Consider the following 14,584-nt stretch of genomic DNA (forward strand, 5'->3'; position numbering starts at 1 on the left):
TGTACATAATTACAACGACATTAAACCACTTTGCTCTTAAATCCAATACTTGTATTATTAATTGCATGAAAGTCCTTCTTGAGAAAGGTTTTAATTTCCGAATATTCTGTTGACCGTTATAACATATCCAATTTACAATTTAATTGTGGTGTTCTTTCACAATTAAACTACTTAGAATATACACTTCATTTATTTGAAAACAATTACAAATAGAGGTGCTAAAATGAAAACTAGAGTAAATCCAGAATTATTACAAGGGTTAGAGATGTTTCCGGATCTCGATTTACGCCCGGAAAACTTGCAATCAATCAGAGAAGGAATAGCTCAAATGAGACCACCTACCGTTGTTGATGACTCTCTTTCTTTAACAGATAAAGTCATTGTTGGGCCTGATGATAATCCGTTACCATTACGAATTTATCGTCCAAAATCAAATCATGAATCTTTACCTGTCTTATTATGGATACATGGTGGTGGTTATATCTTAGGTTCTATAGATGATAACGATGATACTTGTATGAGGTTTGCAAAAGAAGCTGGCTGTGTGGTTGTATCTGTAGACTACCGCTTAGCACCTGAACACCCTTACCCAGCACCAATTGAGGATTGTTATTCAGCTTTAAAATGGATTGCTGATAATGCAAAGTCATTAAACATTGATTCAAATCGTATTGGGGTTGCAGGAGTAAGTGCCGGCGGTGGACTAACAGCAGCATTATCATTATTAGCCCGAGATCGAAAATATCCTTCAATTTGTTTACAAATGCCACTATATCCAATGATTGATGACAGAAATGATACACCTTCAGCGAATGAAATTAAAGAGGGATTTGTTTGGAATCAAAAGGCAAATGAAGCTGGCTGGAAAATGTATTTAGGAGAAATGTATGGAACGGATCAAATCCCTGCCTATGCAGCACCTTCTCGAGCTGAGGATTATAGTGACTTACCGTATACTTACACATTTGTTGGTCAATTAGATCCATTCCGCAGCGAAACATTAACCTATGTAAGCAAACTAGCGCAAGCTGGTGTTGATGTGGAGTTTCATTTATATCCAAATGCCTATCACTGGTTTGAAGGGTTAAATCCAAATGCCGATGTATCTATTTATGCTGTGAACGAAATAGTACAAGCAATAAAGACTGGTTTCAAACGAGTATCCAAGGTTGAGGCTTAATCCCATTACAAGATAAATACTTATAAATAGTATATATGTTATCATTTAAACATAATAGCCGATTCTAAATGAGAATCGGCTATTAATATGTAAAATCCGCCTAATATATCAAGGTTGAGAAACAGATATAAGATGTTTAGGCGATGTGTTTATTTCCTCTGCCAATGCTTTTATGTTCATCATGATTTGAAGTATTTCTTCTTTTGTTGTCCTTGGGTTGATAGAGCAAAGTCGAATTACTATTTTTTCTTTTAATTTAGTAGTACTTAGCATAGCAAATCCTCTTTGATTAATTTCTTCCACTAATTTTTTGTTTATTTCATGAATTGTATCTGTAGATGTTAGCTCACATGGAATATAACGAAAAGTAACAATTCCTAATTGGGCGGGTGTTACTACTTCCCAATCTTTTTCTTTCCTTAAAAACTCTTCAACTTGTTCAGCTAGCATAATGCCATGATCAATTGCCTCACGAAAAGCTGTAACTCCGAATGCTTTAAAAGAAAGCCATACCTTTAATGCTCTAAATCTACGAGAAAGTTCAATTCCACGCTCCCCAAAATTCACTTTTTCTTCTATATTAGTTTCTGTATCCTTAATATACTCTGGGATCATACGGAATGTTTCACTTAAATATTGGCTATTTCGAATAAGTACACAACCAACATCATAAGGCTGAAAAAGCCATTTATGCGGGTCTAACGTTAAAGAATCGGCACGATGAATTCCACTTAATAACTCCCTTCCTTTTTCACTGAGAATTGCTGCAGCCCCATAAGCCCCATCCACGTGTAGCCATATATCTTCATCACCACATACATCAGCCAATTCATCGAGGGAGTCCACCGCTCCGCAATTCGTTGTCCCTGCATTAGCAATAACACAGAATGGTTTTTTCCCTTTTAATCGATCTTCTTTTATTTGTTTTCTTAAAGTACTAACTGAAATTTTTAAGTCTTCATCTGTCTCAATTCGGCAAATTTGATGCTGTTTAAAACCTAATACTTTAAGTGCTCGATCTACAGAAAAATGAGTTTGGTTAGAAAAATAAACAATCGCATTTTCTATGTCATTATTCAGCTTGACCTGTCTCGCTACAGTAAGTGCAGTCAAATTAGCCATGGAACCACCACTGACAAATAGTCCTTCAGCTGAATCAGGGAATCCTAGCATTGATTTTAACCAGTTAATTGTCGTTAATTCAATTTGTTCGGCACCTGCACCTACTATCCAAGCTGTAGGAAATACATTAAACCCACTTGCTAAAAAATCTGCTAATACACCAACATAATTGTTAGGACCTGGCACAAAAGCCATAAAATGAGGATGATCCACATGAGTAATTTGATTAAACACATTGTTATTAAGAAAATGAAGTAATTCTTTTGGATTAGATCCGTTTTCCGGAATCGTTTCAATTAGCTTGTCTCTAAAAATATTACTATCAATCGTTTCTGAAACTGGTTTACTTTTTAAATGATTCATATGATCAACAATCAAGTCAACCGCTTGATATCCTAACTGACGCATTTCTTCGGCTGATAGCTGCAAGTTTTTTGTCATTTGATTTACCCCTATTCTATTTAAAAAGGCGAGTTCTTGCTCGCCTTTTCATTTTTTATAATTTGTAATCACAAATTGTTTGTATTGGATTTTGAAGAATCATGTTGATTAAGCAATGGATGTGATTTAATATTTCCTGTATTTTCTTCGCTTCATATAAAGTTTGATCATATCCAAACTTTATTGTAAGTCTTTCTTCAGGGAAGCACATAATTCCATACTTTACATGTGGCTCATCAACAACTTCGTAATCCGTGATAGCAAAATGTCTGTTTTCATTTGAAGAAAAGATTGCTGGATTAGTTGGATAGTTTTCAAAAACCCAAAGATGGTCAGTCAACTCAGTTTTTAATTCACTTTGCTTTTGTATATCAACAAATGAATAGTATGCATACTCATTACATTTCAATGTCTCTAGTTGTACCTTTTGCAGGAAGTCCACAAAAGACTGCGTTTCTGTCCATGCTAATCGGATAGGCAAAACATTTGTGAACAGACCGAACATACTTTCAATTCCTTCTACTTCGGGAGGTCTGACTGATACGAGATTAGGCAATACTACTTCTCTCGTTCCGTTGAATTTGCCAAGTAATATTCCCCATACAGCTAGTAGTGCTGTATTCATAGTTATATTGTTTTTAGTTACAAATGTCTGTAACTGATTAGTCAAATCCTTGTCTAAGGTTAAATCCATAAAAGTGAAGTTTAACCCTTCACTTTTAGATGGGACTTTCTTTTTAGGAATACTAATTTTCTGATTGTATCCTGATAAATAATCCCTCCAAAAATGACGTGCTTTCTCATGATCTTGTACCAAAGTCCAGTCTATGAATGTTTCAAAAGGTTTTACTATAGGTAACCCCGCCGTAGTTCCCGCATTTGTTGTTTCATAGAGCTGGAATAATTCGTCTATCAAAATGCTGACGCTCCAACCATCACATAATAGATGATGGGAACTCCAAATTACCTTATGCTCGTTATTACCTAGTTGGAATATACAGAGACGTGTCATAAGTTCATCATTTTTAAATCCTCGACTTAAATTTTCATTCATCCACTGTTTTAGGAATTCTTGCTGTTCTTGTTTCGTCATCTCAATCAAGTTTTTTATTTCTGAATTTATTTGAACATCATATAGAACAGCTTGCCAAGGTTTTGCTTGTTCATCTTGCACAATTATTGTTCTTAAAGAATCATGACGATCAACTAATTGTTGGAAACACTGAATAAAGAGTTTAATATCCAACTCCCCCTCAAGTGCCCAAATTGTTTGTTCAAAATATGCATTTGTATCAGGTTCATTCGTAGCATGTTCATAAATAACTTCTTGGAAAGGTGCTAACGGGTAAATACGTTCTATTTTTATATCCGGCATTTTTTCTTGTATTTTGGTAAGTGTTTGTTGATTAAGTTGTTTATCTTTAATATTTAGTAATGTAGCTTTATTATCGTTCATTATGTTTACATCATTTGTTTGTGAACTTGAAAAATGGTCTAGCTTTTTAACAAATTGAACCATGTCCCTTAATATAGGAAATGAAAATAGATTTTTTGGTTCAAGCTCAAATCCTTGTCGATACAGTCTGACGGACACTTGAATCGCTTTTATCGAATCTCCACCTAAGGCGAAGAAATGATCATTTACTCCAACTTGATCTATTTTGAGTACTTCTTGCCAAATACTAGTTAATATTTTTTCCATTTCAGTTTTTGGAGCAATAAATACTTCATTTGTTTGTTTCTCGGGAGTAGGGAGCGCTTTTCTATCTAATTTACCGTTTGGAGTCAAGGGTAATTGATCCAAATAAACAAAATAAGAAGGAATCATGTAATCTGGCAAGTGATCTCGCAAATGCTTTCGTAGTTCTGTTGTACTAATATTTTGCTCAGTTACCACATATGCAACTAAAAATTTTATTCCGTTCTCATCTGTTTGATCAATTACGACAGCATGTTCGACTTGTTTATAAGTTAGAAGACAATGAGCGATTTCTTCTAACTCTACTCGATACCCTTGAATTTTTACTTGGTAATCTTGGCGGCCTAAAAATTCAATATATCCCTCAGAATGCATTTTTCCACAATCTCCTGTTTTGTATATAAGACCAAAATCAGGATGTGACACAAACGCTTCATTTGTTTTCTTTTCATCATTTAAATATCCTTTAGCAAGGCCCACTCCCCCGATATATAAATCTCCAATTACACCAACAGGGCACATTTTCTTTTCATAGTTCAACACATAATACGTTTGGTTTGCCAAGGGCATCCCGTATGGAATACTATTCCAATGTGATTCCACCTGTTTGACCGGATAATAAATTGACCAAATCGATGCTTCTGTTGCTCCTCCTAGTGAAACTACTTCTGCAATCGGAAAATGTCGTTTTATTTTTTCTGGTAAAGAAAGCGGAATCCAATCTCCACTATGTAAAACTAAACGTAAAGAAGAATGTTCAAAATGAGAACCTACTTGATCCAATGCCAAATCCATGATTGCAGGCACTGTATTCCAAATTGTAATCCCTCTACGTTCGACAGTGCGGATTAATTCTTGCATGTCTCTCGGATCACGAATCATTACTAACATTGCACCTGTGCTTAAAGCTCCAAAAATATCGTATACAGATAGGTCAAAACACATGGAAGAGATACCAATAATACGATCATCTTCATTTACCTCATATTTTTGATTTATGTCTTGAATCGTATTTGTAACCGCTTGGTGAGTAATAATTACTCCTTTTGGTTTTCCTGTACTTCCTGAAGTGTATATAATATAGGCAATATCTTCTGGACCAGCAATAGCGGGCATGTCTTCTGTTGTATAAAATGACAAATCATTTTCTTCATAAAGACTAGGTTCTAATAAAAGCTTGCATGAGCTATTTTTTAAAATATATGTTTGGCGATCTAAAGGATGATTGGGATCAATCGGAACATAAGCAGCACCTGCTTTTAAAATACCTAGCATATTAACAATTGTGTCAACTCGTCTTTTGGCTAAAAGACCGACTTTGTCACCAAGACCAATGCCCTGCTCTTTTAAGAAGTGGGCAATTTGATTGGAGCGTTTATGAAGTTCCGAGTATGTTAACCATTTTTGCTCAAATACCACCGCTACTTCATTCGGTGTACGTTTTACTTGGTCTGTAAATAATTGATACAGAGTAGTTGAAGGTATTTTTTCTGTTGTTTCATTATATTGTTCAATTAAAGTTTGATCCGATTCTTTCATCTGCAAAGATGTTATATCGCTTTGTTTCACCAATTGTTCCAATAAGTCAACAAATTGGGAAAACATTGCTTCTATCACATCAATATCAAACAACTCTTCAACATAATTCCAGCTAATTAATAACTCACCATTTTTTTCAATTACTACATTATCCAAATACACTTGTGGAGTCCGAGCATGAATATAGCGAAGAGAACCAAGTTGTTCCCAAGAGAAAGCACCTGCACCTGCTAACATCGAGGTGAAAACGATTGGCATAACTGCTTTTGGCGTCATTTGATGATATCGAGTAAAATCTCGAATAAAGTTAACTCCATCGTAATGACGATGTTCAAGGCCATCTAATAAAGTAGATTGCGTTTCTTTTACTCTAGTAAAGAAAGTTTGCTCTGGTTTTACATCAACATCCAATAAAATAAGCGATGTGAAATCTCCAACAATCTGTTCTACTTCATCATGAACAGGATAACGGTTAAATACAGTCAAGTTAATTGCTAATCGACGTTGATTACTCCAATATGCCAACACATCACCATATATTGTACAAAGTAGAGCGGAAGGAGTTACCTCTTTCTCTTGTGCTAACTTTCTTAGCTTTGTCCATTTTTTATTATCCAGGATTTTTGTAAGTGATTGGAATTTAGGAGTAGCAATCTCTGCTGGATCCTTTTTTAACAGCAAAGAAGGTGCAAACGGAAAGTCAGGAAGCTTACTTGTCCAATAATCTTTTGCTGTTTTATATTCTTCGCTTTGTTCCATTTCATCATAGATAAACATATAATCTTGAAAATCAAAAGATAAAGATTCTAATTTTTGATTTGGTTTATAATAATAATGCAACAAATCCTGTCCAACAATGTTCATGCTTGCTCCGTCCATTAACAAAGCATCGTATCGAAAACATAATAAATACGTGTCTTCTTTTAAAAGAAAAGCTTTCAATTCAAACAAAGGCCATTGCCCCAAAGGGAATACATGGTTAGTCATTCGAGAACGCTCTTCTTGTAAGCGAGCATGTTGATTCCTATCATCTAAATCTATGAGACTCACTATTTCAATCTCGTAATCAGGAACGCTTTGTAATATTTGCTGTTTTCCCTCTGGTAAAATTACAGCTCGCAACATTGGATGACGATGGATTACCTTTTGAAAACTTTTTGAAAGACGATTGATATCCAATGTTGTTTCATATTCAAAATATGTTTGAGGTGAAATACCACTTAATTCAAACTGTGAATTCCTTCCTAACATATACGCTGTCTGAACTTCTGTTAAGGAAAATGGATTAGATAAATCTTTAACATGAGTTGGTCTACTTTCAAAGTTTTCCTCTTTATGCTCTAACTTTACACAAGAACTCAGTTGAGCGATTGTAGGGTGCTTAAAAAAATCTGTTGTACTTATTTTTAAGCAGTCTTTTCTTAGTAAATTAATTACTTGAAGTGCTTTAATGGATTCTCCTTTTAATGCAAAAAAATTATCATGAATACCGATTCCCTCAATCTCCATAACTTTTTCCCATGCACACACTAATTTTTGTTCAATTTCATTGCGCGGGGCAACGTATGGGATTGATACATAATCCGTTTGTGTTATATCCAATAACCTTTTTCTATCCACTTTTCCATTTGGATTCAATGGAATCTCTTCTACCTGAATCATTTTTTCAGGAATCATAAACTCAGGTAATTTATCACTTAAATATTTTCTGATTTCACCAAAAGACACCTTGTTATCCGATACATAGTAGGCAGCTAATAATTTCCTATTTCCATACACTTGATCAACAACGATAGCCTGGTTTATTTCTGGATATTCCCTTAATTGAGTTTCGATTTCTCTTAATTCAATCCGATACCCCCGAATTTTCACTTGATGATCCATTCGACCTAAATACTCAAGTTCTCCATTAGGCAACCAACGAACGAGATCACCTGTATGATACATCATTTCTCCTGCCGTAAAAGGATTCGGTACAAATTTTTCATCTGTCAGTTTACTTTTACCAAGATACCCTCGTGCTACCGCTACTCCAGCAATGCAGAGTTCACCAGGAATTCCAAATGGTTTTAATTGGCCATACTTATTCAATATATAGGAATGATAATTCGGATTTGGTTTGCCAATCGTAACTTCTTTGGAAATGCTCAAGTCTTTTACTGTTGAGCAAATGGTTGTTTCTGTGGGACCATAAATATTTAAAATTGTTGCTTCACTGATACAACGAATTTTTTCAACCAAATCAATGGAAAATGCTTCTCCTGCTAATAAAATAGATTTTAAATCTTTTAGAAAATTTGCCCCTTCTGGATCACTCAAAATCACTTCCATTCGCGATGGCGTTGATTCCCATAAATCCACCTTATGTTTTTTGACCAAATGAGCCAATTCTTTTGTTGCAAACTGGTCCTCTGTAGCAATTACTACTTTTGAACCTTGCGTTAAAGGAAGACATATTTCTAACAAGGAAATATCAAAAGATACACTAGCAAGAAACAAGAATGATTGATTAGCCTTTACTTTTTCTCTCATTACATTTAAAAAATGAACTAGCGATTTTTGTTCTATCATTACCCCTTTTGGATTTCCTGTCGATCCTGATGTGTAAATAACATAAGCCAAATCATTAGGATTATGTTCTCGTACTAAATTACTTTCTTCACCTTGGAAAAGATATTCTTTATCAAGATACAGTACTTCACCCGCAAATTGCGGCAATACTTCCTCTGTTCGCTTACTAAGTAAATATTTTGCTTGACTATCTTGTAACATATATTCAATTCGTTCAGTTGGGTAGTTAGGGTCGATTGGTAAATACGCTGCTCCTGCTTTTAAAATCCCCATCATACCAATAATCATTTCTAATGACCGATCTACCATAACGCCAATAATACTTTCTTTTGAAACACCTTTACTTTGAAGAATAGAAGCCAATTGATTCGCTTTCTTATTCAATTCTCTATATGTCAAAGATTGATCATTACAAACAACAGCAATTTGATCTGGAGTTTTTAATACTTGCGCTTCAAACAAATCTTGAAATGATTGAAACAAGTCTATGCCCGTTTGAAAAGTATTCAATCCTTCTAACAACTCTTTTTCTTCTTCTGCAATAATACAAATATCTTTCAATGCCAAATTCGGATTTTGTGAAACTTGCTTTAAAACATAACAATACGAATTGGCAAACTGTTGCAAAGAAGAGAATGAACGGGACTTACAAGAAATTTGAAATTCAAATTCATTATGTATTTCATTCCATTTTCTTCGTATCCATAGGGCTAAATTATTCTCTGCGTATTCTTCTAGCGAATTTTCATTATGTAATCCTTCCATCCCGATTACAATTTGAAAAGGAGTTAAATTGTGTTTAACTAATAATTCAGAGAGCGGATACTCCTGATTTTCATACCCGAATAAAGTCGTTTGTTCAATCTCATTTACTAATTGTTTAAAGGGGTGATGCGGATGGATTTCACTTCCTAAAGGAATCAACTTATTAAGATTCTCACTTTGTTCAAGATTCTTTTCAATTATAGGAATACCAATGGTAATTCTTTCTTGATCTGTATAATGTGCCAAACAAACCCTTAAAGCGGCTTGAAACCAGCTAAATAATAATAAATCTTGAGACTTACTTATTTTTTGTATACTTTTACTAAATTCTACATTCACTCTGACTTGAACGTACTCACAAGGTGTTTCTTTATTTAGTTGGTAATCGCTATTAAATTTAAATACAGAAAAATCGAGAATCTCGGAAGATAATTGCTCCTTCCAAAACGCTTCTACTTCTTTATTTTCATGAATTGAACTTCGATCTTTAATGTGCATTTTTATCTTTATCCCCCTAATATTCATTTCTTCTACTCGTTAATTTTTAAGCCAACTTCAAGCCCATGGAGAAACACTTGATGATTATCCAAACATAAAAATTGCTGAATATCTTCAAATTTCATATGACCAACTGAACAAACCCCTAAATTTAATGTTTCAGCAACCATATTTAAGGTAGCAGTGATAATGCCTGACTCAATACAAGCAAATAAATATCCATCTGAACCGTATTTCGGGATAGAAGCGTTCGCATTATAAATCAAATAAACTGAGAATGCAGATTGAGTAAATAAATCCTGATTAATTAACTCATGATCACTTTTGATCACTTGATCAATGTTGTTTACAATCACAAGACTGTTTTTTGATGGGTTATAATAATAAAATCCAGCTTTCATATCCTCTATACGTTTTGGTTTTATATAAACAAAGATATCAATGGGATAGAGCCCGCCTGCACTTGCGTAATGATAGTATATTTTTTCTTCCTTAACCTGTTTTAGAGTTGATAAGAATTGGGAAAATTCCGAAAAACTAATATGTTTTTCCGTATCAAATTGACGACAAGATCTACGTTCCTTAATTATAGTAGGTAGCTCATTTGTTGTTTCAAGTTGAATTTCGGTCGACCGTGCAGCAACGTGCGTGCGATTTAATTGTTCACTCATATACTTATCTAACTTTTCTTTAGAAAAGCGAATCTGGTTGCTATATGGATTTGAAAAAATCTTTTCTTGTGAAGAAAATACTTCTCTTGGGTGTAATATATTACTTACTAACACACGATTTTTTATCATGAGCTCTATGTTTTTTTGTGTCTCTTCTACATTTCCTAACGAAAAGCGCTCTACTAGTTCACTAATTTTCACACCTTTTTGAGCCATAAAATAAAAATCTGGAAACCACTCAGACAGAATACCTGTAAATCTCATTTCCCCTATCAAAACTTCATTATGCAACTTCTCCCAATGCTTAATCGGAGACCAGTAATAAATTTTCTCGCTCATATAACCCTCCATAAACGTTTAACTTATTTTTGAAATGCAATTTTCTAATTTACAAAAATTTTTTTGGATTCTGCTCCTTGTCTCATAGTGATTATAAATACATGCACTTTAACGAAACTTGAAAATAATGAAATAACTTTTTCTTCATTAAAATTTTTTATTTCATCATAAAAAATGATTTCTTTTTGGATATTTCACATCCTTTCCCATAGTAATCCTATAAGGTATAAACCATTTATAACATTGAGAATATTCATGTATTTCCAATGTGAAATTATTGTAATGGATTGGAGAGCGGTTGAATATAGTTATTAAATCAAATAATGTTGAGAAAGTTTTATTTATTATATCGATAAAATTTTATGATGTAATTTATTACAAATAGATTAAGAAAAGAGTTTTAAATTTTTCTTAATCAGTTAGTGTGAAAATATCACATACTATTACATACAATCGAGTTACTTACATTTCATATTCAAAATAGAGAAAAGACACCTTGAATGGTGTCTTTTCTCTATTTTAATTCCTTATACTTTTTACGCCTTTGTTATTTTTAAACGATTTGTAGGAATTAATACAACTCGAACATCTAGTTCGTTATATGTTCGAATATATAATAAACATTATCTGAATTACGAATGTATTTCAGGTAATTTTATAAATAAACTCAAAGATATCTTCTTCTCCTACTGCCACAAAAGAAATAATCTATTGCTTATTTCTTTTATTAAATTGTAATATAATTACAGTATGTGAAATTATATTACATTAACTTTAAAAACGAAGTGAGAATAATCTTCACTTCGCTTTTTTTATTTGCAATCCTTGTTAAATTTGCTCAATGCAGTATTTATTTCCACATTCTTCGCTTTTATTTAATCGGTTTCTCTGTTTTTAAGACAAATGAACTTAATGCAGGAACTTTAATTTTATTGTCATGGACAACATAAAGTGGTTTACTTCCCGCCTGCTTGCTGTCTACTAGTACTTTCCAAGGCCCTTTCGATGGAAGTGTTATTTCAACAGCTTCTCTATTTGCATTGTGAGCCACTGTAAAGTATTCATTTTTATTCCCCTCTATTGTATAAGCTACCGTATTTTTCGGAGCATCAATAAATGATACGTGTGTTTTTATTTGCTCTGCAGATGTCATTCGAAAAGCTGAGTACTTTTTGCGTAATTCTATTAAACCCTTCATATAATCTACTTCATTATTAAACGTTGCACGGCGCAGCCAATCCATCTGGTTAATTGAATCTGGAGATTTGTAACTATTATGATCACCGTATTTCGTCCGCATAAACTCTTGCCCTGCATGTAAAAATGGAACTCCTTGTGATGTTAATAAAATTGAAGAAGACAATTTGTGCATTTGTTTTCGCACTTCTTCACTGTCACCTGAATTAGTTAACTCAAGTTTATCCCATAATGTATGATTGTCATGTGCTTCCACATAAGTTAATACCTGTTCCGGATCTTGATAGGTAGACGAATTTGTATCGTAGTCAATACCTGCCGTAATACCTTTTTTAATACGATCTTCCATGTTTTCCTTTCCATTTATAAAACCATTTTCCTTTTCCTCAAATACACTACCTTTCAACCCATCACGTATATTATCGTTAAAATGAGCAATCCCTTTCATTTTCTCTGCATTTTTTTGATTTGCTTTCAGCTCAGCTGCAAGAGGTGTATTTAAATCCCATCCTTCTCCGTGTAGTATAATAGAAGGGTCAATTTGATTAACAGCTTTACGTATTTCATTCATCGTTTCATAATCATGAATACCCATTAAATCAAAACGGAATCCATCTAAATTGTATTCTTTTGCCCAATATGTGACGGAATCTATCATAAATTTCCTCATCATTTTTCTTTCTGAAGCAGTATCATTTCCTACTCCAGTTCCATTTGCAAATGTTCCATCTTCATTGTAACGATAATAATAACCTGGAACTAACTTATGGAAATTAGATTCAGCAGCGTTATACATATGGTTATATACTACATCCATCACTACTCGAAGATTATTATCATGTAGTGTTTGAACCATTTGCTTCAATTCAGTTATTCGCACAGTCGGCTCATAAGGATTTGTAGAATAGGAGCCTTCTGGAACGTTGAAATTTTTAGGATCATATCCCCAGTTATATTGCGGTTCATTTAAAGTCTCTTCATTTACAGAAGCATAATCAAATATCGGTAAAAACTGAACGTGAGTAACACCTAGATCCTTTATATGATCAAGTCCTGTTTTTACACCTTCTGGCCCTTTTGTTCCTTTTTCTGTTACACCTAAATACTTCCCTTTCTGTTTAATACCACTTTCAGGTTGGATGGAAAGATCGCGTACATGTAACTCATAAATAATAGCATCTTCCGGATTTTTAAATTTTGGCTTTTTGTTTGCTTTCCATTTTTTCGGATTTGTTTCTTCTAAATTAACGACTGCACCTTTATCTCCATTTACAGAAGCAGCACGCACATATGGATCAACCGCTTCAGTCCACTTATCACCAATTTTGACCTTATACGTATAAAAGAGCCCTTTTTGATTCCCCTTTAGTTCTGCTGTCCAAGTTCCCTTTTCACCTTGTTGCATGTTTATTTCAGCACCTATTTTATCGTTCCAGTTTTTATATGTAACTAACTTCGCTTCGCTTGCAGTAGGAGCCCATAAACGGAACTTTGTATGTTGCGCGGTATATGTATTCCCTAAATCGTTACCACTATAATAAAATAAATTATCAAATTCCTCGCTACGAATGACTTTACCAATTTCAGTATTCGTATCAGCTAAGTTTTCTATTTTAACTTTGTATGTTTGTTTTAAATCAATTTTCTGTTCCGTAATTATTTTGACCTTATTAGTAATATCTCCACTATTTATATCATAAGGACTAATATTTTTAATTTTAATGCCTTCAATTTCAATTTTCTTTTCCCTAATATGAAACGGGACATTAGTCGTTACGGTAATTTCATGGAAACTATCAATAGTTGCTTTTTGAATTGAGAGATCTGAAGAAGGCTTAGAGTTATATACTTTTTCATCGCCCGAAAGAATCCATACTTCAGCACGACCGCCCTTTATATTTTCAATCCAACGATCCCCACCATCTTTTTCCCATTCATTTGTTCGAACTATAAATCCTACACGATTATAGTCACCGTCTATTTTTATCTTAGCGTATTTTCCAAATTCATCTTCACCAGTAAATTCATAAGATGTACCATTTGCATTTTCTCCCCATAACCAAAGATTCCAGTCTTTTGTATTTCCAAGCTTCTCTTTGTAATGAATGATAACTTCAGTTGTTTTCGAATTTGAAACTGCCTTCACACCCTGAAAGGAGAAAACAGATGATAACATAACGATTAAAGTAAGTAATAAAACTGTTTTGTTAATTAATCTTTTTATAATTTGCACCACATACACCCTTTCTTCAAATATTACTAGCGATTTATTATGCTTACACTGAATAACACTGCTTAAATTAATCTAGAAATCTCTTTTGCTTCACCTCCATATTGGCTATTTTCACGTATGTATTTCAATGACCTTTTAATACGGAAGCGTTTGCATAAATTGCTTAAAAAAATAGATTTGTGTATGCCCTCATATATTTGTAAATGCTAAAAGGTCAGGGAAATCATTTTAAAGCAATCGTTTGTTATCGCTTTCATTTTATAGACTTTCTATCAAGAGGTCAATATATTATTAATTTTCTGTTTTTACACACTTTAAACCTTATTTAT

The 14,584-nt window shown here is 33.6% G+C and carries 5 protein-coding genes; 1 reads left to right on the top strand and 4 read right to left on the bottom strand.

Annotation, left to right across the window (positions count from 1 at the left end; genetic code table 11):
- The first annotated feature begins 223 nt into the window (after positions 1-223).
- Positions 224-1,180 (top strand): alpha/beta hydrolase, encoded by a 957-nt coding sequence (locus tag DOS87_RS14640; protein ID WP_000857939.1) that lies wholly within the window; start codon positions 224-226, stop codon positions 1,178-1,180.
- Positions 1,181-1,288: 108 nt separating this feature from the next.
- Here DOS87_RS14640 and DOS87_RS14645 read toward each other — a convergent pair whose 3' ends face one another.
- The 4 genes from DOS87_RS14645 to pulA all read right to left on the bottom strand — a co-directional run bounded on the left by DOS87_RS14645 (position 1,289) and on the right by pulA (position 14,255).
- Positions 1,289-2,743, bottom strand: a complete 1,455-nt coding sequence (locus DOS87_RS14645) for a pyridoxal phosphate-dependent decarboxylase family protein (RefSeq protein ID WP_098577948.1) — start codon at positions 2,741-2,743, stop codon at positions 1,289-1,291.
- Between the two features lie 55 nt (positions 2,744-2,798).
- Positions 2,799-9,815, bottom strand: coding sequence for a non-ribosomal peptide synthetase (locus DOS87_RS14650; protein ID WP_142330495.1), 7,017 nt, complete (start codon positions 9,813-9,815; stop codon positions 2,799-2,801).
- A 32-nt stretch (positions 9,816-9,847) separates the two neighbouring features.
- A complete protein-coding gene (locus tag DOS87_RS14655) occupies positions 9,848-10,825 on the bottom strand; it encodes a SagB/ThcOx family dehydrogenase (protein ID WP_063675424.1) in 978 nt (325 codons plus the stop codon).
- 871 nt (positions 10,826-11,696) lie between these two features.
- A complete protein-coding gene (gene pulA / locus DOS87_RS14660; protein ID WP_098577950.1) occupies positions 11,697-14,255 on the bottom strand; it encodes a type I pullulanase in 2,559 nt (852 codons plus the stop codon).
- Positions 14,256-14,584: the final 329 nt, after the last annotated feature.

The organism is Bacillus sp. CR71, assembly GCF_003429245.1.
In the GTDB taxonomy this organism is placed as follows: Bacteria; Bacillota; Bacilli; order Bacillales; family Bacillaceae_G; genus Bacillus_A; species Bacillus_A thuringiensis_S.

Bases quoted from the DNA above. Each gene is read 5' to 3' on its own strand.
- DOS87_RS14650 (WP_142330495.1), bottom strand. From the start codon at position 9,815: ATGCACATTAAAGATCGAAGTTCAATTCATGAAAATAAAGAAGTAGAA.
- DOS87_RS14645 (WP_098577948.1), bottom strand. From the start codon at position 2,743: ATGACAAAAAACTTGCAGCTATCAGCCGAAGAAATGCGTCAGTTAGGA.
- DOS87_RS14655 (WP_063675424.1), bottom strand. From the start codon at position 10,825: ATGAGCGAGAAAATTTATTACTGGTCTCCGATTAAGCATTGGGAGAAG.
- DOS87_RS14640 (WP_000857939.1), top strand. From the start codon at position 224: ATGAAAACTAGAGTAAATCCAGAATTATTACAAGGGTTAGAGATGTTT.